We start from the raw sequence: 21,413 nt of genomic DNA on the forward strand, positions 1-21,413 counted from the left end.
ATGAACGATACCCAGATCACATTGGTTCAACAGAGTTTCGAAAAAGTGGCTCCCATCGCGCCACAGGCGGCAGAAATCTTCTACGCCCGCCTCTTTGAAATCGCCCCCGAGGTCACGCCGCTTTTCCAAAGCGACATAGCCGAGCAGGGCGCCAAGCTGATGGCCACTCTGGGTGCCGTCGTCAAAGGACTGCGCGATCTGGATCGCATCGTGCCAGTCGCACAAAACCTCGCCGTGGCCCATTTGGGCTATGGCGTGACCGCTGATCACTATGAACCTGTGGGAGCAGCGCTGCTCCACACGCTCAAAACCGGGCTGGGCAACGATTTCGACGCTGAAACCGAAGCCGCTTGGGAAACCGCATACACGACCCTTTCGGGCGTGATGAAAGACGCCGCTTATGGCGGGTCACCAGGACAGACATGACGCAGAAACTTATCATCATCGGGGCCGGGATGGCCGCGGGCCGCGCGCTCGAAAATCTCTTTGAAGCCGCCCCTGACGCTTATGACGTCACCCTTTTCAACGCCGAACCGCGCGGCACCTACAACCGGATCATGCTGTCCCCCGTTCTGTCGGGCGACAAAGCGTTTGAGGACATCATCACCCACCCCGCCGAGTGGTACGAAGAACACGGTGTCGCCTGCCGTTTCGGCCAGAAGGTCGCCAACATCGACCGTGCCGCCAAAACCGTCACATCCGACAATGGCGACGTGTTGGCCTATGACAAACTGATCATCGCCACTGGCTCCAACCCTTTCATCATCCCCCTGCCCGGCCATGATCTGGACGGCGTGATCGCCTACCGCGATCTGGAAGACACCAACGCGATGATCGCGCTTGGCGACAAACCTGATGCCAAAGCCGTTGTAATCGGCGGCGGCCTTCTGGGTCTCGAAGCCGCCGCAGGTCTTGCGCTTCGCGGTGTCGACGTGACCGTGGTGCACATCATGGGCCACCTGATGGAACGCCAGCTGGACGAGGCCGCCGGATACCTTCTGCGCAAGGCTCTTGTGGACAAAGGCATCACCGTCAAATGCTCTGCCAACTCCAAGGAAATCCTTGGCGAAAACGGCAAGGTCAAAGCTCTCTTGCTGGATGACGGCACCGAATTGCCCTGTGATCTTCTGGTGATGGCCGTCGGCATCCGCCCATCGGTGGCGCTGGCTTCGGAGGCCGGATTGGCCACTGGCCGCGGCATCCATGTGGACGACCAGATGGTCACCTCGGATGAAAACATCCTGTCACTTGGCGAATGTGTAGAACACAACGGCGATATCTTTGGCCTTGTCGCGCCGATCTTTGACCAAGCCAAAGTCATCGCCAAAACCCTTGCGGGTGAAGAGGCGGCATTTTCGAACAAGGAAGTCGCCACCAAGCTCAAGGTCACAGGCTGCGATCTCTTCTCAGCCGGAGATTTCGCCGACGCAGAGAGGCGCGAGGACATCGTCTTCCGCGATCCCGCACGCGGCGTCTACAAACGCCTTGTGATTGAAGACAACCGCATCGTCGGCGCCGTCATGTATGGCGACACAGCAGACGGCAACTGGTTCTTTGGCCTGATCAAAGACCGAGAGGACATCTCCGAGATGCGCGATACGCTCATCTTTGGCCCCGCTTACCAAGGAGGGTCCCCCCTGGACCCTATGGCAGCCGTTGCAGCCTTACCGGATGACACCGAAATCTGTGGCTGTAACGGCATTTCCAAAGCACAAATCATCGCCGCCATCAACGACGGCGCCCATACATTGGACGCGGTCAAATCCATCTCCAAAGCTGGTTCTTCCTGTGGCAGCTGCGTGGGTCTGGTGGGCGATCTGCTGGGCTTCACGCTCGGCGACGAGTTCAAAATGCCCGAGAAGGAAGTGGTCTGTAAGTGTACCGACCTTTCCCACGACGATGTCCGCAAGCTGATCGTCGCCAAAGAGTTGAAATCCATCCCGCAAGCCATGCAGGAACTGGATTGGAAAACCACCTGCGGCTGCCACGTGTGCCGCCCCGCGTTGAACTACTACATGGTCTGCGCTTGGCCCGGTGCCTATGAGGATGACGGTAAAAGCCGCTTCATCAACGAACGCGTGCACGCCAACATCCAGAAAGACGGCACCTATTCGGTTGTGCCCCGTATGCTCGGCGGGATCACCACCCCGAATGAACTGCGCGCCATCGCCGATGCTGCAGACAAATTCGACGTGCCAACGGTTAAGGTCACAGGTGGGCAGCGGATTGACCTTCTGGGCGTCAAAAAAGACGACTTGCCCGCCATCTGGTACGACCTTGGCAAGGCCGGCATGATGTCTGGCCAAGCCTATGCCAAAGGGCTTCGCACGGTGAAAACCTGTGTGGGATCGGATCACTGCCGCTTTGGCACGCAGGACAGCACCGGTCTTGGCATCCAGATCGAAGACGCCATGTGGGGCGCATGGTCACCGCACAAATTCAAGCTGGCTGTCAGCGGCTGCCCCCGCAACTGCGCCGAGGCCACCTGCAAAGACCTTGGCATCATCTGCGTCGACAGCGGCTATCAGATCCTTGTCGGCGGCGCGGCGGGGCTTGATCTGCGCGAAACCGACCTTCTGGTCCAAGTCGCCACCGAAGAAGAAGCCATCGAGGTCTCCTGCGCTTTCTACCAACTCTACCGCGAAGGGGCGCAATACCTGCACCGCCCCTATAAATGGATCGCCAAAGTCGGTCTGGACTGGGTCAAGGAGCAGGTTGTTGACGATCTGGAAAACCGCAAGGCGCTGGCCGAGCGCTTCCACTACAGCCAGAAGTTCTACCAGATCGATCCGTGGGCGGAACGCGCCAAGCAAGGCGTTGACGCCCATGAATTCGCCCCCATCGCGGACTTTACAAAGGTGGCAGCAGAATGAGTGATTTCATCGACATTGGCAGCATCAACGACATCCCCCTGCGCGGCGCCCGCGTTGTGCGCACCCACCACGGCGACATCGCCGTGTTCCGCACCGCAACCGGCAACGTTTACGCACTGGATGAATACCTACCGGGCAAGGCTGGCCCGCTGTCCAACGGCATCCAGCACGACGAGAAGGTCACCGACCCGATGTACAACTGGGTCTTCGACCTCGCCACTGGCGAGGCCCAAGGCGCGGACGAAGGCAAGGTCGGCACCTATGCGATCAAATGCGAAGACAACCGCATTCTGATTTCCGCCGCCGCCGTGAAACCTTCGGTGGCCGCAGAATGAGCACATCAATCTGCACGACCTGCCCGTATTGCGGCACTGGCTGCGGTGTGCTGGCAACGCCCAACGATGCGGGCGAGCTGACCGTCAAGGGTGATCCCAATCACCCTGCCAACTTTGGACGGCTTTGTTCCAAAGGGTCGGCGCTCGGAGAAACCGTCACTGCGGACGGTCGTCTCCTCGCGCCGCAGATCGACAACCGGTCCGCAAGTTGGGACGAAGCACTCGATCTGGTGGCCGAAAAGTTCCGCGCCACGATTGCCGAACATGGCCCCGACTCTGTGGCATTTTACGTCTCCGGTCAGCTGCTGACCGAGGACTACTACGTCGCCAACAAGCTGATGAAAGGCTACATCGGGTCCGCCAATATCGACACAAATTCCCGACTTTGCATGGCCTCATCCGTCGCAGGTCACAAACGCGCCTTTGGCACCGACACCGTGCCCGGAACCTACGAAGACTTGGAGCTGGCCGACCTCGTTATCCTTACTGGATCCAACCTAGCATGGTGCCATCCGGTGCTCTATCAACGCATCGCGGCTGCCAAAGCCGCGCGTCCGGCGATGAAAGTCGTCGTTATTGACCCACGCCGCACCGCGACCTGTGATCTGGCCGACATGCACCTGGCACTACGCCCCGGCACGGATGTGGCCCTGTTCAACTATCTGCTGGCGCAAACCCACGCCCAAGGCGCCGTTGACGCAGCCTATGTCAGCGATCACGTCACGGGCTTTGCCGAAGCGCTGGACGCCGCTAGTTCGACTGACGTCTCTGATACCGGCTTGCCACCCGAGCAGCTCACAGCCTTTGCCGACCTCTGGCTGCGCACCGAAAAGACCGTAACCGCCTACTCCCAAGGCGTGAACCAATCCGATCACGGCGCCGACAAAGTCAACGCGATCCTGAATTGCCACCTTGCAACGGGTCGCATCGGCAAACCCGGCTGCGGGCCATTCTCGGTCACCGGCCAACCCAACGCCATGGGCGGACGCGAGGTCGGCGGGCTGGCCAACATGCTTGCCGCGCATCTCGACATCGAAAACACCACCCACCGCGACGTGGTACAAACCTTCTGGGACGCCCCCACGATGGCCGATCACCAAGGCCTGAAGGCTGTGGACATGTTCCAAGCCATCGGCGCGGGCAAGATCAAGGCACTTTGGGTGATGTGCACCAATCCCGTGGTCTCTATGCCCGACGCCGATACTGTCAAAGCGGCCATCAAAGGCTGCGATTTCGTAGCCGTTTCGGACCTGTCAGCCACAACAGACACCGCGCTTTTGGCCGACGTCGTCCTGCCCGCAACAGGCTGGAGCGAGAAAGACGGCACCGTCACCAATTCCGACCGCACCATCAGCCGCCAACGCGCTCTGATGCCACCCACTGGCGGTGCCCGCCACGACTGGGACATCATCAGCGACGTGGCCCGCCGCATGGGCTTTGCAGGTTTTGATTTCGACACGCCTGCGCAGATATTCCGCGAACATGCGGCCCTCTCCGAACGCGCCGCGGCGCAAGGCAAAGACTTCGACATTTCCGGCCTCGCTGATCTGGACGACGCCGACTATGACGCCCTGAAACCCACGCGCTGGCCGATCCGCACTGATGGCTCCCAAACCGAACGCTTCTTCGCCAGCGGTGGCTTCTTCACGATCAACAAACGCGCCAACATGCTGCCTGTCGCGCAACCCGCTTTAGCGGAACAGCCTGCCGACCGGCCTTACCGGCTCAATACCGGCCGAATTCGTGACCAATGGCACACGATGTCGCGCACCGCGCTTGCACCGCGCTTGAACCAACACTACGGCGAGCCGTTTCTCGAACTGCACCCCGAAGACGCCCTCGCGCTCGGCCTGCGGCCCGCCGATTTGGCCCGGGTCGGAAGCCCTTTTGGCGCCACCATCCTGCGTGCTTTGATCACGGATCGCGTCACGCCCGGCACCGTCTTCGCCCCGATCCACTGGACCGGCGAAACCGCCAGCGCGGGGCGGGTTTCCGTCCTCGTGCCCCCCAGAACAGACCCGATCTCGGGCCAACCCGACAGCAAATCCGCCGCCGTTTCTATCCGGCCTTTCGCGGCCACTTGGTACGGCTTTGCGGTCAGCGCCAAAGACATCGCACCAAACACCGCCTATTGGGCCAAAGCGAAATCCACAACCGGCTGGCGGGTAGAATTGGCCGATCTGGCGGCGCCAGACCACTGGCAGGATTACGCCCGCGACCTGTTTGACGCACCGGATGCTCAGATCAGCAGCGTCACCGATCCCGCCCGTAATCTCGCACGCGTCGCGTTGCATAAAGGTGGCCACCTAATCGGCGCGCTGTATGCCGGACCCTCACCTGTGAGCGTCTCGCGCAATTTCGCCACCGATCTGATTGGAACCTCCGGCCATGGCGCGCTCGCGGGCCATCCTGGCGCGGATCAACCCGATCCCGGCGCCACTGTCTGTGCCTGCTTCAATGTCGGGGTGAACACCATCCTATCCGCCATCCAGGCCGACCAATTGATGAGCGTCGAAGCCATCGGCGCTGCGCTCTCGGCCGGCACCAATTGCGGTTCCTGCAAACCCGAACTGGCCGCGCTTTTAAACAGTGCGCACAACCGTGCCGCCGCCGAGTAAGTCTCAGATCGCCACAAGGTGATTGTCAAACGCCAGCGGATGGTGCGCTGTGATACTCGCCTGAATGCCAACGACATGGCCGCCGCCCGTCGTCGCGACCATGCCCATGCCGGCACCGCTGATCCCGCACACATCCGCCGCACCCACTGAGCCCAGATACGCGCCGCTCATGGCGCTAAACCGCTGGACATGGCCGCCGCGCGGGCTTGAGATCGCAATCCACATACCGCTACCGCAATACGCCACGCTACCCGCATAACCTTTCATGCCCAGATGCTCAGCTTCGGGCGCCATGCAAAACTTTGCCTTTCCGCCCAATCGATGCAAACCCAACAGCGGTGGCGCGTCCCATTCATCGCCTTGCCATTGCATTGCAAACCCCACCTGACCTGTCGAATTGACGGCCAGATGCCGAATTGAGTTGAAGTGCCAATCGTCCCCGATCTGCACGCGTTGCGCCACCGCGCCATCGCCATCCAGATAGGTCAGATTGGGCCGCATATGCCGCAAGTTCAGCTTCTCCCGCCCGCTTTCGGGATGGGTATGAATGCCGCCATTGGCCACCACAAACACATCTTGCCCCGGCAAACGCAACACTTCGTGCGGCCCAACACCGCCCGACGAAAACTCACCCAAACGCCGGTACCCATTGCTGGCATCCCATACGCCGATCATGCCGGCCGCGCCCTCATAGTCATTCTCGGTGGTGTAAAGCCGGGTGCCGTCTTTGGAGAATGCGCCGTGGCCGTAAAAATGCCGCCCTCGGGGGGCTTCAAGCCGTGCCAAAATGCTGCCATCCGAGCAATCCAGCACAATGGCGTAGGTGCCGGGCCGTCGCGCAAAGGCCACCGCCTCCGCCCGTTCCGGATGGGCCGCGGCGGCATGTCCCCGTGCGGGCAGGGTAATCTCAAATGCCAAGGTCGCATCTCTGCGCAATCCAACCAAAACATAGGCCCCGTCAGACCGCCGGGCCGCGCTCAGATAACTTGGATCCCCAACAGCAGCCCAACTGCGCGCCGGTACCACACCCGCCGCCAAAGCCCCTGCTAGAAATCGTCGCCGCGACGTCATTTCAATCACCATCCAACGCATTAAAACCAATCGACACATCAAGCGCGACGGTCATTTCGGCCACGACTTGTTCACGCAGCGCATTGACGTATTGCTGCAGACTTTCGACCTTAAGCCGTGCAATTGGTTCCGCAACACCGGCAAACACCGGATCGTCAAATGTCGCATTGTTCAACACGGTTTCAAACGCATCATCCATTCGCTCGCCAACCGATGTCGTTCCGGCCAAGACCGTCGTCAGCTCTCGGGTCGCCTGCAGCGACAAAACCACATGAAGCTGTGACCGACCAGACCGCCATGCCTCCGCTCGCTTGGGTCGGGGGCGATCAAACGTACCCAAAGGCCGCGCCAGCCGCGCCTCTTCGGTGAACTGCAGCCCCGTCGCCACAGCCTTTAGCAACTCTCCCGCCGCTTCATTTGATGTGTGATACGCTCCGGCCTTAGAGGGTGCCATCATCTGGGCCGCAAAGTACTGTCCCCAATCCCCATTGATTTCCTCAGCCCGCACTGCGATTCCCTCGCTCAGACTGCGGATCAATTCGCAGCGGTACTCCGGCACACCCATCGTCATGTAGGTTGGATCATACAAAAGATAATCCAACGCATAAAAACCCTGCGCCGCTATCGAATGCTGCATCAGCTCTGCAGCCGCCAACCCTGCAGGCGATTCATCGGCAATCAAACCCGCCAAGGCCTTGGGGGTTTTGCCGCGCGTGTCCGGCCAAAAGGCCAGAGCAAAGGCGCGATTGTCGGTCTCACTCGGACCAAAGCGCAAATGGCTGACCCGCACCCAATCATCAAAGGCCGCGTGATATGTCCGGCGCAACTCCGCATCGTCGGCGTTACAATTGGAAAATGCGGCCCGTGACAATGCCCGCGCAGACGTCGCAAACCGTGCATACCTTGGCAAAATATGCTGCTCGACAGCCGCTGTCACCCGCGTTGAGAGGTCGACGTCCTGCGCCGCCGCTTGGGCCACAATGCTCAGCATCACAACAACGCTCAAGACCAAGCTTCGGAACATTACAAACTCTCCAAGAACGCCAGCAACGCGGCGCGATCCTCCGGTGACATTGTCACCACCTTATCTTTCGCGGTCTCAGCCTCTCCACCATGCCATAGCACCGCTTCCAGCACAGTGCGGGCGCGGCCATCATGCAGGTAGCCCTGCTGCCCGCCGACCTGGGCCACAAGGCCAAGCCCCCACAAAGGCGCCGTTCGCCATTCGCGCCCGGTTGCCGACCCATCCGGCCGCCCGTCCGCCAATCCGTCTCCCATGTCATGCAACAGAAGATCGGTATAGGGCCAAATCAGTTGAAAACTCCCCGCAATCGCCTGATCGAGGCGATGGGTCACATGTTTGGGGATGTGACAGGCCGCGCAACCAGAGACATGAAACAATTCCTTGCCGCGCAAGACCATTGGCGACGTCACATCGGACCGCGCCGGAACAGAGAGGTTCCGACTGTAAAGGTTCACCACTCTCATCGCGCGACTGTCCACTTCCAGCCCTTCACGCTCCGGATCGCCCCCATGTGGGGCGGCACGGCAATCGGCTTGCACCTCGGAGCAATCTCCCCAATGCCACGGGAACAGCGGTGTCGAGAGACCCAGATCGGCGGAGAACGCCGCCGCCGCCTGTTCGCTCACCGTCGGTAGCGTCGCTTTGTGACCAAACCGCCCCAACATCGGCACGCCGAATTCGGCACTGGTCACAACATTGGCACGTCCGGATATCCCGTCATTATTGGCGTCTTCTGGATCAGCCAAGGCCAAAATGGTTTCGCTCGGAATGGCCTCCAAAAGACCCAATCCGATCATCGCAGGTGCAACCCGCGCCGAGATCATTGCACCGTCCCCCAACGGACCCTGCTTTAAATCAAAATCATAGCTGGGCACACGCAAACTGGCGCTTTCGCCGCCCGCCAGCGCCACAACGACTTCGTCATAGCTTATAGCAAGCTGAAACTCCGCCTGCATGCCGCTCAGCGCTTTCTGCTGCAATTGTCCGCCATACGTTGGGTGTGGCACTGTTCCGCCATCGCCATCCGGCACCGAAACCCGGATCAACAACCCATCTGTTCCGGAAAATCCACGTCCGTCGTTGATATGGCAACTGCCGCAACTGCGCGCATGATAAAGCGGCCCAAGCCCATCAGACGCCCGCGTCGACGACGGGGATGCCACCCATAGTTTTTCAAACATCGCGCGGCCCAGCTCGAAATCCAGCCGCTGATCTTCTGGCAAATCTTTTGCCACCTGCGAAAACGCCCGACCATCCGTGCGCCGTGGCGCAGTCGCTGCGCCCCCGCTCAGAGCCTCATAGGTCTCAGGTTTGGAAAAATCTGTCGGCGGCTGCAAAATCGCGTCAATTCGCGCCTGCTCCTGGGTTGTTCTCGGAACCACGGACAAATGCGGTTCCGCCAGATTTTCGCCTGCCGACGCCCATCCAACACAGACCAAACCCGCTGCAAAGCCCCACCAAGCTCTCTTCTGTACCGACATACTCATGCCCTGATACTAACGGCGAAAGGGTGCGGATCAATCGTCCGCACCCCCGCGCTCTCATTTTTGTTCCTTGCAGTTGCGGTTACTCAAAAACCGCATTTGGATTGTCCAAACTGTCAGATCCTTCAACCGCGATGCCGTCCAGCCCCAGCGCGCCCACGACTCGTTCAATTGACTTGGTTTGATCCACAAAGCCGTTTACACCGCCCATAATCAGCGCTTCGCCTTCTGCGTTGCCGGCCTCAAGCATCATGTCATAGGCAAAACCGCCTTCAGCCGCGTCCTTGATTGCGCCCAACGCCATCATGGTTGCGCCGAGTTTTTCCTGCATCTCCGCATCGAGATCACCGTCTTTGGCGGCCACCAAACCAGACAAAGACGCACCGCTGATCACCGTGCCGTCGATACGGGTGTAGCTGCCGAGATAGACGTTCTGAACGCCCAGACCGTTATAGAAATGGCTGTTGTGGGTGTTGTCAGAAAAACAATCATGCTCCTCTTCCGGATCGTTTAGCATCAAGCCCAGACGCATCCGCTCACCGGCGGTTTCGCCATAAGACAGGCTGCCCATACCGGTCAGCATCGCACTCAACCCAACGGCCTCGTTCTCCAGAACCGCCTCACGCGCGGCACCGCCCTCACCCCATTGCGAGGTCATCCACATCAGATCGCTGATCAGCAGATCCGTCGCAGCCCTCAGGAAATCCGCACGTCGCGCACAATTGCCGCCAGTGCACGCATCATTCGCCGCGAAATCGCTCGCCGGACGCGCACCCGCACCCGCCTTGGTGCCGTTCAAATCCTGACCCCACAGCAAGAATTCAATGGCGTGATAGCCGGTTGCCACGTTGGCCTCGACCTCATCAGCTTCGTGCAGTGTTTCCGCCAAAAATTCCGGAGTGATGTTGGTCGCGTCGATTTCAACGCCGTTCACGGTCAGCGTTGGATTGGCGATCACATTGGCCACTGCCAAAGGGTTCTCGTCTGTTGTGCCACCATAAGACGGATCCACATAATCAATCAGACCCTCATCCAGCGGCCACGCATTCACCTTGCCTTCCCAATCATCCACAATTGCGTTGCCAAAACGATAGACTTCGGTCTGCTGATACGGCACGCGCGCCGCCACCCAAGCACTTCGCGCTGCGGCCAAACTGGCTTCGGTCGGATCCGCGATCAACGCGTCGACCGCCGTACCAAGTACTTTGGCCGTTGCGGTGCTGTCGCCATATTTTGCCGCGGCAATATCGGCATAGGTCGTCAACACGGCTGTGTCCGCCATGGCCGCACCGGCCGAAATCAGCGCCACAAACGAGGTGCCCAAAATTGTGCGTTTCATACTGTCTCTGTCCTTGGATGGAATCTCGTTCATGCGGATGGGCCGCATCATTTTGTCAGGATCAACTTGTTGGCTTTGGTGATGCGCAGCGTGTAGACCTGCCCGTCCAAAACGATACGCGCCTGCGTTTCGCCTTTGGTCAGATCTTTCGCGTCATACACCGGATGGTCCTCAAATGAGGTCATGCCCATGCTCCCTGTTGTCCCACGAGACTTATCTGACAAAATCACTCAATCATGTCAATCCGAGTTTTTTTGTCAGAATAAATAATTCTACCTAACTGTGACCCAGCAGGCCTTTCCCTCACATCGCAACGCGCGATCACTGAAAACAGCGGAGACCGTCTCAAGGATCGATGTGATCACTCTTGCGTTGCCGACTTGATGATCGTGGCGTTTCCCATAGGGTCGGCGCGACAACAACGCGCAAGCTCAAAGGAAATCCGATGACAAAACTTACTGGCCAATGCCTCTGTGGCGAGATCTCATTCGACGCTGACGGCGATGTGCCGGTCATGGCAAACTGCCATTGCACCGCATGCCGCCAATCCACCGGCAGCGCCTTCGCCACTTTGATGTTCATGAAACAGTCCGACGTAAAGGTCAGCGGCACCGCAAAGACTTACCAGCACAGCTCGGACACCGGCAACACGATGACCAAATCTTTCTGCGGTACATGTGGAACGCCTATGTTCACTCAAAACTCGGCACGCGAAGGCATGTTGGGGTTGCGCGCTGGCCTGATCAACGAACATCAGGAATTCACCCCGAAAGTGAATGTTTACACCTCGAGCAAAATGCAGGCCACGGTTCTTGACGACGCGCTCCCCGCTTTTGAAAAAATGCCGGGCTAAACCTGCCAATCCCATACCGTCAGTCTGGCCTTTAGGCACTTTCAAACAAAAAGGGCGCCCCGGTCGGAGCGCCCTTCTCACTTTCTAATAAACCGCTTATCGCACCACAAACACTGACTGTTTTGCATGGCGCGAAATCCGCGCCGCGTTGGGTCCGATCAGGTAATCCTGTAGATGCGACTTGTGGGCCCCGACGATGATTGCGTCGGCCTTGACGGCTTCGGCCTCCTTCAACACCAAATCATAGATCGTACCCTGATCCACATGCAGGCGCAGGTTTTGAACTTCGGCGAAGCGTTCTTTTCCCCAAGCCTCAAGCGCTCCTTTAGCTTCCTTTAGGATCGCCTTGTTGTGATCACCGCTGAAAAAGCTGCCGACAATCGACATGCCATAGTCCGGCACCACGTTCATCACATGCAGCTCTTCCCCTCCGTTTTTCATCATTTCGGAGGCTACGTCTGCAGGGCGTTCCGCCCCCTTCAGGTCATTCACATCAACCGTCAGCAAAATTGTCTTGAACATATCCGTTCCTCCTCAGAACGCCGGTTGTGTTGCGCGCGGACGCTGGATCAACATCAGACCCGCCAGCAACAACAGGGCCGGAATAAAGAACAGCTCTTTGGGCAAGCGCTCGTTCTCCACTTCGGCTTTTGCGATCACCACCGGACTGTCGCCGTAGTAATCATACTCGGTGCCCAACGTTCCGAAGAATGGCGAACCCGGGAAGGGTTCTTCAAGCAACAGCTTGTCCTCCTCGGCAAACACCGTCAGCCCGTTGTCCCCCATTGCGGCGTCCGCATCCGGTCCATCATAGACAAAAGTCACGGTTGTTCGTCGGTCCTTACCAGTGTCAAAATCCGGTCCCGACACCGTCAGTCGCACGGTACTGCCAAGCTCCTGAGCACTGATCACCTCAAGCGCCGCAGGCCCTTCAACAACAGTGTATTTCTCACTTACCTGATCGAGGAAAAAGTCCGGCCTAAACAGCATAAAGGCGATGAACAATAGCGCTGCGCTCTCCCATCGCTTCGATTTGGCGATGAAATAGCCCTGCGTGGCCGCCGCGAATATCAACATCGCAATCAGGGCAACACAGAACACCAGCACCGCTTTGCCCAGCCCCACGTCAATCAACAGCAAATCGGTGTTAAAGATGAACATGAACGGCAACAACGCGGTTCGGATGTCATAGGCAAAGCCCTGAATACCGGTCTTGATCGGATCGCCCCGCGAAATCGCCGCCGCCGCATAGGCCGCAAGGCCCACCGGTGGCGTGTCATCCGCGAGAATACCGAAATAGAACACGAACATATGCACCGCGATCAGCGGCACAACGAGACCCGATTGCGCGCCCACGCCGATGATCACCGGCGCCATGAGCGAGCTGACCACGATATAGTTCGCCGTGGTCGGCAACCCCATCCCAAGGATCAGGCTGAGCACCGCAACCAAAAGCAACAAGATCATCAGGTTGCCGCCCGAGATTACCTCGATCACCTGCCCGATCACCTGATGCGCGCCGGTCAGGCTGATGGTGCCCACAATGATACCAGCGGCACCCGTTGCAACACCAATCCCGATCATATTGCGTGCCCCCATAATGAGGCCCTGAACAAAGTCGTCTTTGCCCGCCATCACCGCTTCCGCCAAAGCACCTTCGCCACGGAAGAACGCTTTGATCGGGCGATGGGTCAGCGCCACGATGACCATAAAGATCGTCGCCCAAAACGCCGAGAGCGCAGGTGAAAGCCGCTCAAGCGAGTCGGTCTTCACCATCAGGTTCCACACAAGAATGAAAATCGGCAGCGCGTAATACAAGCCACCAATCAGCGTCGGCGTCAGCCTTGGCGCCTCAAGCGGTGAATTGGGATCGTCCATCTCGACGTCAGGATATTTCGACGCGACATAAAGCAAAGCCAGATAGATCAGCCCAACCATGCCGACGGCTGCATAAATGCTGTCTCCCATAATGGGATCAAGCACGCCACGCAGGCCAATCATCAAGAACGTACAGGCACCGAGGACAAGGAAGCCAGACAGGAACAGGATCAGAATAAGGATCGGTCCGATATGTCGCCCGGCCTTCTTCAAGCCCTGCATCTGCATTTTCAGCGCTTCAAGGTGCACGATGTACAAAAGCGCGATGTAAGAAATCACCGCAGGCAAAAACGCGTGTTTCACCACGTCGATGTAGGGAATGTTGACGTATTCCACCATCAAAAAGGCCGCGGCCCCCATCACCGGTGGCGTCAGCTGTCCATTGGTGGAACTCGCCACCTCAACCGCACCCGCTTTTTCGGCCGAAAACCCGATCCGCTTCATAAGCGGAATGGTGAACGTGCCTGTGGTCACGGTGTTTGCAATTGACGATCCGGAAATCATACCGGTCATCATCGAGGCCAAAACCGAAGCCTTTGCCGGACCACCGCGCAGCGCGCCCAAAAGGGCAATCGCCACTTTGATGAACCAGTTGCCCCCACCCGCACGGTCAAGCAGCGCGCCAAACAGAACAAACAGGAAGATCATCGTCGTCGAGACGCCCAGCGCGACGCCGAACACCCCCTCGGTCTGCATCCAATAGTGGCCCAGCGCCTTCTTGGGCGAGGCCCCACCATAGTTGGTGATGTCCCGCACCCATGCGCTTTCACCGCCGAAAAAGGCAAACAACACAAAGATCGACGCAATGATCACCAACGGCAATCCAAGCGAGCGATAGACACAGATCAACAGGACTATCATGCCGATGGCCGACACAATCATATCCGTATCGGTCCACAGACCTGGACGGTCAGCGATCTGATAGCGGAAGAAAACAAGATAGAGGCTGGCCCCAACGCCCAACGCAATCAACACCCAATCATAAAGCGGAATGCGGTCGCGCGGCGATGTCTTAAACAACGGGAACGCCAGAATCGCCAAAGACATGGCAAACGCCAGGTGGATGTAACGCGCCTGCGCCACCACATTGGCAAAATCGGTAAATCCGGTCAGTTGCGCCAGCACTCCGGGCAATTTCGACGCGATATAAAGCTGGAAAAGCGACCAGATGATGCAGATCCAGATAATAAGTTTGCCTTGAAATCCAGTCGCGTTGCGCGCGCCTGTATCGGCTTCTGCCACAATGGCGTCGGCGGCGGCGGTGCCATCATTTTGATGATCTTGTGCCATGTCTGTCCCCGTTGAACGAATATGCGAAGGCGCCCCGCATCACACGGGGCGCTTTCAATGGCTTTAACTCAGGGTCATACCCGCCTTACTGCAGGCCAAGCTCCATGTACGCTTTGGCCGCACCAGGGTGCAGCGGCGCACTCAGGCCGTCTTTGACCATTTCCGCTGGGTCCAGGTTGGCAAACGCAGGGTGCAGCTTGCGGAAATCTTCGATGTTTTCCATCACGGATTTCGCAACGATGTACACAACGTCATCAGGAATGGTCGCCGAAGTCACAAAGGTCGCGCCCACACCAAAGGTGGTGGTGTCGCCGTCGGTGCCTTTGTACATGCCGCCCGGAATGGTCGCCACGCGATAGAACGGGTTGTCTGCAACCAGCTTGTCGATCTCAGGACCCACAACGTTCACAAGGTTCGCGGCACAGGTTGTGGTCGCTTCCTTGATTGCGGCGGCCGGGTGACCAATGGTGTAAACCATTGCGTCGATGTTGCCGTCACACAGCTGCTTTGCCATTTCCGAGCCTTTGTACTCGGTCGCCAGAGCAAAATCGTCCATGCCCATGCCATAAGCGGCCATCACAACTTCCATCGTGGCGCGCTGACCGGAGCCAGGGTTACCAACGTTGACGCGCTTGCCTTTGAGATCGGCAAAGCTGTTCACGCCTGCATCCGCACGCGCAATCACGCTAAACGGCTCAGGGTGTACCGAGAACACAGCGCGGATGTCCGGGAACGGACTGTCGGCAAATTTGGACGTGCCGTTATAGGCGTGGTGCTGCCAATCGGACTGCGCCACACCAAATTCAAGCTCACCGGCTTTGATGGTGTTGATGTTGTAAACCGAGCCGCCGGTCGATTCCACAGCACAGCGGATGCCGTGCTCTTTGCGGCCTTTGTTCACCAGACGACAAATCGCGCCGCCGGTTGGGTAATACACACCGGTCACGCCGCCGGTACCAATTGAGATAAACTCTTGTGCAGTGGCAACACCGCCAAAGGTCATCGACGCGACAATGGCTGCGCCTGCCAGTTTCAGTTTGGAAATCATCTTAGGCTCCCTAGTTGATGATAGTAAAAGTTAGTGTTTTGTTTTTGCGCCCTGATTTTGCGGGCGGGTTTTGTCTTGGTCTTACTCAGCCCAGAAATCCCCCAGGCTCTTGTTCCGGCGTTCAACGTCACGGATGCGCTGACTCGTATCGGTTCCGGACTGCGCCACCAGCATGGCGATAATTGTCTCCATCAAGGCCAGAGTCGCAGCATAAGATGAGAAGAACTGTGGACTTTCTGACGGCACAATAAAAGGAAAAGTCGCATATTTGTTTGCCGGACAGGCATGGCTGTCGCAGATCACGATGGTTTTTGCCCCCACCTCCTGCGCCATTTCCGCGGCCCGCACAGCGCGGCTGGCATAGGGTGCTTTGGTCACGACAAGCAGCACATCCTCAGCTCCCATCGACGCCAGCGACGCACCAAGCGACGCCCCCATGCGGCCCGCGAGCGTCCAGTTGGTGGCAAAATAGTTCGCCAGATAAGCCATGTATTCCACAATGCCGGTCGAGCCGAAGGCGCCAAACAGCACCACATTTCGGGCCCCATCCAAAGCGTCCACCGCCTCTTGCAGGCGTGCGCGATCCAGCGTTCCGCCCATTTCCGAGAGGTTCCACACACAGGCCGCTGTCTGACGGTCCAAAATCGTCTGGCTTGAATCGCTGCTTTGTTTAAGCAGATCCGCGCGCTCCGCAAACGACGTCTGCCGCCCGCCAACCGCTGCGCGGCACAATTCGCGCATCTCTTCATAGCTGGAAAAGCCAAGCGATCGCGCCAGCCGCGACAAGGTCGCTGGCGACACACCACTGGCGGCAGAAACCGACCGTAAAGAGCGCGCCGCCACATCCATCTGGTTGGCCACAACGTAATCCGCTGCTGCCTGCAAACGCGCACTCAGGTCAGAATAGCTTTCTGCAATTCTGTCTTCGATCCGTATCGGTTTGTTCACGAATCCCCTCCACTTGACAGGAACATTCCATTCGTTTTACGCCAAGTCAACAGAAGAAACATTTGTTTCAAAGACACTCAGAACTGTCTCAAGAGACACATCCACGAGGAATAAGCGCAAGATGTCAGGTGGTTACAATTTTTCAGAAATTTTGACAGATCGGCGACTCACCGCCCCCACCGGGCAGAAGATGCCGGGAATCACCGTGGCTCCCAACGGCGCTCGGCGCCAGAAGGCGGATCATCCCGCTATTCCGTTAACCATTTCCGAGATCACAAAGACCGCGCGCTGCTGCCAAATCGCGGGCGCCAGTGCGATCCATTTGCACGTACGTGACACAGCCGGACGTCACACGCTCGACACCGGACTTTATCGCGAAACCATCGCGGAAATCGAAACCCACGCCCCCGACATGGCGATCCAGATCACCACCGAAGCTGGCGGCATTTTCGACGTGCCTGCCCAACTGGCCTGCCTGCAGGGTCTGCGACCCGCAGCCGCCAGTGTGTCGGTGCGCGAAATCATGCGCAGCCCTGATCTGGCCCAGCAGTTTTACGCCACCGCAGCCGATATCGGCACCGGGGTTCAGCATATCCTCTATGACACCGACGACCTAAACACCCTGCGCCACCTGATCGACGCCGGCACCATCCCGCAAGACATGCGCGACGTGCTTCTAGTGCTGGGCCGCTACACCCCGCCGCGCCCAGCGCGCACCTTCGAACTTGCGCCCTTTGTTGCAGCACTCAAGGGTGAATTCCCCAACTGGACCGTCTGCGCCTTTGGCGCCAACGAGCACGCCGTCATGCTTGAGGCCGCCAAGATGGGCGGCGACCTGCGCCTCGGTTTTGAAAATAACCTTTGTCGCCCCGACGGCTCGCCCGCTTTGGACAACGCCGAAAACATCGCCCGCATCGCCACCGCGCTTCGTGAACCCTCTAGAAAGGAGCCCACGCCATGAGCCACGTCTTCCCCCGTCACAGCCGCAAAACCCCACCCGTCGTTGCACGCGGCGAGGGCCCGTTCCTTTTTGACCAATCCGGCAAAGCCTACTTCGACGGTACCGGCGGCGCCGCGGTTTCCTGCCTCGGCCATTCCGATCCCGCAGTGATCCAAGCCATCAAAGACCAGATCGACACCGTCGCATTCGCGCACACCGGCTTTTTCACCTCCGAACCCGCCGAAGCCCTTTCCGACGCATTGATCCAAGCCGCACCTGGCAACCTAGACCGGGTTTATCTCGTGTCCGGCGGATCAGAAGCGATGGAATCCGCCCTGAAACTTGCCCGCCAATATACGCTGGAAAAAGGCGAGACCGCCCGGCGCCACATCATCGCACGCCGCCAAAGCTATCACGGCAACACCCTTGGGGCGCTCGCGGCGGGCGGCAACATGTGGCGCCGCGAACCCTTTGCGCCGATGTTGATGGACACGCATCACATCGCCCCCTGTTACGCCTATCGCGGCCAACAGGACGGCGAATCCGAATTCGACTACGGCCAGCGGGTTGCAAATGAACTCGAAGATAAAATCCACGACCTCGGTGCGGAAAACGTCCTCGCCTTCGTCGCTGAACCCGTCGTCGGTGCCACTTCCGGTGCCGTCCCACCCGTCGAAGGATATTTCAAACGCATCCGCGAGATCTGCGACACCCACGGCGTCCTTTTGATCCTGGATGAGGTCATGTGTGGCATGGGACGCACCGGCAGCCTATTTGCCTTCGATCAGGACGAGATCACTCCCGACCTTTGCGCCGTCGCCAAAGGTCTTGGCGCTGGCTATCAACCAATCGGCGCAATGCTCTGTACGGCCGAGATTTTTGACACCATCCGCGACGGCACCGGATTTTTTCAACACGGCCACACCTACAACGGCCACCCAACTGCCGCCGCCGCCGCCCTCGCTGTTCTGAACCGACTAACCACCGACGGCATTGCCGATCGCGTGGCCCCTATGGGTGAAAAACTGCGCGCCGCGCTGAACGACCGCTTCGGCCAGCACGCCCATATCGGCGATATCCGCGGCCGCGGCCTGTTTATCGGCATGGAACTTGTGGCGGACCGCGAAACCAAAGCGCCGTTTGATCCCGCGCTGCAAGTGCACGCCAAAATCAAAGCCGCCGCTTTTGACGCAGGGCTGATCTGCTACCCGATGGGCGGCACAATTGATGGCAAACAGGGCAACCACATTCTGCTGGCGCCACCATTCATTATGCAAGACGACCACATCGGCCTTATCACCGATGCGCTCGACACAGCCCTGACGGCAAGCCTGCCCTGATCACCGCAGGAACGGCTCACCCTTCATTGTCTCAGGAATCTCCGCGCCCATCCGGCTCAAAATCGTCGGCGCCAGTTGCAACTGATGCAAAACGGTGTCGCTGTCCGGCCCTTTGGCGTCACCGAAGTAATAGAGCGCGAATTCCTGCTGCAAATCGCTGCGCCCGCCGTGATGGCCGCGTTCGTCTTGCCCGTGATCCGCGGTCACGATCACCTCATAGCCAAACTGCCGCCACTTCGGAATGAATGGCGCCAGCATCTCATCCATCACAAAACAAGCATGATCCATCTCATGGCTTTCGTGCTGAAACCGATGTCCCATGCTGTCGAGCGTACAGGTGTGCAGCATGCCGTAGTCCAGCCCTTGCTTCAGACACAGGTTGGATAAGGTCGCAAACAAATCGACATCGCTTGGGGTCATCTGGTTGGCCGCCCCATAGCCGGTCATCGTGTGAAACCGCCCGTGGTTGATGGTCTTGGCATCGGGTTCATCATACTCAATGTCGCGCACGTAATCGAATGGATGGCGGTTGAAGAACTCGCTCCAGAACGAATGTGCCACCGCGCCGGTCTTGCCGCCCGCCTTGCGCACCTGCGCAAAAATGTCGGGCTGCTTGATGCGGAACACATTGCCATTGCCGGTGCAGCCATGCTCCTGAGGCGTCACGCCTGTATGGATTGACGCGTAACAACTTGCCGAAATCGACGGCAACACCGCGCGCATTTTCCATTTTTGCGCCGTGCCGTCTTCGACCCAGCCCTCAAGGTTGCCAAACAAACGGTTCCAGTTGCGCCACGGCACCCCGTCCAGAATGATCAACAAAAGTTTGCGGTCCATGATTGTCTCTCCAAGCCCATTGCCTTGGTCAAACTCTAGGCTGGCCCGTCGCTACGGCACAATCCGCAAACGACGCTTCCCGAGCGGCATCCGAACACAAAAATGCCGACCTATCCTCTTGCCTCAAATATCCTGGGGTGAGCGCGCCAGTGCGAGGGGCAACGCCCCTAAACCAAAACAGTGCCCCCACTTTGGCCAGCCCCTATTTGTTTAAGGCATCCAATCGCGCCCGCACACTCAACCCATGCGCCTCAAGGCTTTCAGACTGCGCCAACGTCTCCGCCGCCGGTCCAATTGCCTTTAGCGCTTCCGGCGTCATCTTCGACAGCGTCGTGCGTTTGACAAAATCCATCACCGACAGACCCGAGCTAAACCGCGCAGACCGCGCTGTTGGCAAAACGTGGTTCGGCCCACCTACATAGTCACCAATGGCTTCCGGCGTATACTGGCCAAGGAAAATCGCGCCCGCGTGGGTGATCTGGTTGGACAACCCATCCGGATCCGCCACGCACAGCTCAAGGTGCTCTGGTGCCACGCGATTGGACAGCGCCGCTGCCTCTGCCAAATCTCGCACCACAATCACCGCGCCATAATCACGCCAGCTCGCTCCAGCAATCGCACGCCGCTCCAGAGTCTCAAGCCGCGCCTCAACCGCCTCTGCCACCGCCTGCCCAAACGCGGCATCATCGGTGATCAGGATCGACTGCGCGCTTTCGTCGTGCTCGGCTTGTGACAACAGATCCAAGGCGATCCAATCCGGCGTGTTGTCTTTGTCGGCAATCACCAGAATCTCGCTAGGGCCTGCGATCATGTCGATGCCGACCTTGCCAAACACCCGCCGCTTGGCGGCTGCAACAAAGGCATTGCCCGGACCGGTGATCTTGTCCACCGCTTCGATGGTGTCTGTGCCGTAAGCCAGCGCCGCCACCGCTTGCGCACCGCCAATGCGGTAAATTTCGTCCACACCTGCAATGCGCGCGGCCAACAACACCAGCGGGTTCGCCACGCCATCCGGCGTTGGCACCACAATCGCCAGTCGCTCTACGCCAGCCACTTTGGCGGGGATCGCATTCATCAGAACCGACGACGGATAGCTTGCCAACCCACCGGGCACATAAAGGCCCGCCGCGCTCACCGCACTCCAGCGCCAGCCCAGGGTTGCGCCACTTTCGTCCGTCCAACTGTCATCCTGCGGCATCTGACGCGCGTGATATGCGCGGATGCGCTCCGCCGCCAACTCAAGCGCTGTGCGGTCTTCGTCACTGACCTCAGCGCAAAAGGCGTCGATTTCGTCTTTCGAAAACCGCATCGTCTCAGGCGTCAGTTCCAGCCGGTCAAACTTTGCCGTCAGCTCGATCACCGCCGCATCACCCCGATGTCGAACGTCCGCGATGATGTCGGCAACAACCGCATCCACATCCGGGCTGTCTTCACGCTTAGCACCCAAAAGGGCCGCAAAACGGGTTTCGAAATCGGCATCCGAGGTGTTCAGAAACTGAGGCATAAAAAGACTCCTTTGCGCGGGTGTCTTAGCC

18 protein-coding genes are annotated in these 21,413 nt (G+C 58.8%); 7 read left to right on the forward strand and 11 right to left on the reverse strand.

What is annotated here, in order from left to right:
* Genes PG871_RS17875 through PG871_RS17890 form a run of 4 tightly spaced genes read left to right on the forward strand, consistent with a single transcriptional unit; the run spans position 1 to position 5,826 of the window.
* Positions 1-426 (forward strand): globin family protein, encoded by a 426-nt coding sequence (locus PG871_RS17875; protein WP_270731846.1) that lies wholly within the window; start codon positions 1-3, stop codon positions 424-426.
* Positions 423-2,873, forward strand: a complete 2,451-nt coding sequence (nirB, locus tag PG871_RS17880; RefSeq protein WP_270731848.1) for a nitrite reductase large subunit NirB — start codon at positions 423-425, stop codon at positions 2,871-2,873. The genes PG871_RS17875 and nirB overlap by 4 nt, the downstream gene beginning before the upstream one ends.
* Complete coding sequence (gene nirD, locus PG871_RS17885) at positions 2,870-3,208, forward strand: nitrite reductase small subunit NirD (RefSeq protein WP_270731850.1); 339 nt, start codon at positions 2,870-2,872, stop codon at positions 3,206-3,208. The genes nirB and nirD overlap by 4 nt, the downstream gene beginning before the upstream one ends.
* On the forward strand, positions 3,205-5,826 hold the full coding sequence (locus PG871_RS17890; protein WP_270731852.1) for a nitrate reductase: 2,622 nt from the start codon (positions 3,205-3,207) through the stop codon (positions 5,824-5,826). The genes nirD and PG871_RS17890 overlap by 4 nt, the downstream gene beginning before the upstream one ends.
* A gap of 3 nt (positions 5,827-5,829) precedes the next feature.
* Here the strand turns inward: PG871_RS17890 and PG871_RS17895 are convergent, their stop codons facing one another.
* The 5 genes from PG871_RS17895 to hemP form a co-directional block, all read right to left on the reverse strand.
* Positions 5,830-6,918 (reverse strand): DUF1513 domain-containing protein, encoded by a 1,089-nt coding sequence (locus PG871_RS17895; protein ID WP_270731855.1) that lies wholly within the window; start codon positions 6,916-6,918, stop codon positions 5,830-5,832.
* The gene (locus PG871_RS17900) at positions 6,899-7,921 is read right to left on the reverse strand and encodes an imelysin family protein (RefSeq protein ID WP_270731856.1); all 1,023 of its coding nucleotides are present in this window, start codon (positions 7,919-7,921) and stop codon (positions 6,899-6,901) included. Before PG871_RS17900 ends, PG871_RS17895 begins: the two co-directional genes overlap by 20 nt.
* On the reverse strand, positions 7,921-9,402 hold the full coding sequence (locus tag PG871_RS17905) for a di-heme oxidoreductase family protein (RefSeq protein ID WP_270731858.1): 1,482 nt from the start codon (positions 9,400-9,402) through the stop codon (positions 7,921-7,923). Before PG871_RS17905 ends, PG871_RS17900 begins: the two co-directional genes overlap by 1 nt.
* An 85-nt stretch (positions 9,403-9,487) precedes the next feature.
* Positions 9,488-10,744 carry an imelysin family protein gene (locus tag PG871_RS17910; RefSeq protein WP_270731861.1) on the reverse strand — a complete coding sequence of 419 codons (1,257 nt, stop codon included), beginning with the start codon at positions 10,742-10,744 and terminating at the stop codon, positions 9,488-9,490.
* Between the two features lie 47 nt (positions 10,745-10,791).
* A complete protein-coding gene (gene hemP, locus PG871_RS17915) occupies positions 10,792-10,929 on the reverse strand; it encodes a hemin uptake protein HemP (protein WP_443020510.1) in 138 nt (45 codons plus the stop codon).
* Positions 10,930-11,189: 260 nt separating this feature from the next.
* Here hemP and PG871_RS17920 point away from each other — a divergent pair, with 260 nt between their 5' ends.
* Positions 11,190-11,597, forward strand: a complete 408-nt coding sequence (locus PG871_RS17920) for a GFA family protein (RefSeq protein WP_270731864.1) — start codon at positions 11,190-11,192, stop codon at positions 11,595-11,597.
* 96 nt (positions 11,598-11,693) lie between these two features.
* Here the strand turns inward: PG871_RS17920 and PG871_RS17925 are convergent, their stop codons facing one another.
* From PG871_RS17925 to PG871_RS17940, 4 genes are all read right to left on the reverse strand, one after another.
* Entirely contained in the window at positions 11,694-12,119 is a 426-nt protein-coding gene (locus PG871_RS17925; RefSeq protein ID WP_054000736.1) for a universal stress protein, read from the reverse strand.
* A 12-nt stretch (positions 12,120-12,131) separates the two neighbouring features.
* Positions 12,132-14,765, reverse strand: coding sequence for a TRAP transporter permease (locus PG871_RS17930; RefSeq protein ID WP_270731866.1), 2,634 nt, complete (start codon positions 14,763-14,765; stop codon positions 12,132-12,134).
* An 85-nt stretch (positions 14,766-14,850) separates the two neighbouring features.
* Positions 14,851-15,813, reverse strand: coding sequence for a TAXI family TRAP transporter solute-binding subunit (locus PG871_RS17935; RefSeq protein ID WP_270731868.1), 963 nt, complete (start codon positions 15,811-15,813; stop codon positions 14,851-14,853).
* 81 nt (positions 15,814-15,894) lie between these two features.
* The gene (locus PG871_RS17940; protein WP_270731870.1) at positions 15,895-16,761 is read right to left on the reverse strand and encodes a MurR/RpiR family transcriptional regulator; all 867 of its coding nucleotides are present in this window, start codon (positions 16,759-16,761) and stop codon (positions 15,895-15,897) included.
* Positions 16,762-16,951: 190 nt separating this feature from the next.
* Between PG871_RS17940 and PG871_RS17945 the strand changes: the two genes are divergently transcribed.
* Both PG871_RS17945 and PG871_RS17950 read left to right on the forward strand, forming a co-directional pair.
* A complete protein-coding gene (locus tag PG871_RS17945; protein ID WP_270731873.1) occupies positions 16,952-17,722 on the forward strand; it encodes a 3-keto-5-aminohexanoate cleavage protein in 771 nt (256 codons plus the stop codon).
* Complete coding sequence (locus PG871_RS17950) at positions 17,719-19,041, forward strand: aspartate aminotransferase family protein (protein ID WP_270731875.1); 1,323 nt, start codon at positions 17,719-17,721, stop codon at positions 19,039-19,041. Before PG871_RS17945 ends, PG871_RS17950 begins: the two co-directional genes overlap by 4 nt.
* Here PG871_RS17950 and PG871_RS17955 read toward each other — a convergent pair whose 3' ends face one another.
* Positions 19,042-19,878 carry an alkaline phosphatase family protein gene (locus PG871_RS17955; RefSeq protein ID WP_270731877.1) on the reverse strand — a complete coding sequence of 279 codons (837 nt, stop codon included), beginning with the start codon at positions 19,876-19,878 and terminating at the stop codon, positions 19,042-19,044. It lies immediately after the preceding gene.
* Positions 19,879-20,080: 202 nt separating this feature from the next.
* Complete coding sequence (gene hisD, locus PG871_RS17960) at positions 20,081-21,382, reverse strand: histidinol dehydrogenase (RefSeq protein WP_270731882.1); 1,302 nt, start codon at positions 21,380-21,382, stop codon at positions 20,081-20,083.
* Positions 21,383-21,413 lie beyond the last annotated feature (31 nt).

This window comes from Shimia sp. Alg240-R146, from assembly GCF_947331465.1.
Taxonomy (GTDB): domain Bacteria; phylum Pseudomonadota; class Alphaproteobacteria; order Rhodobacterales; family Rhodobacteraceae; genus Shimia.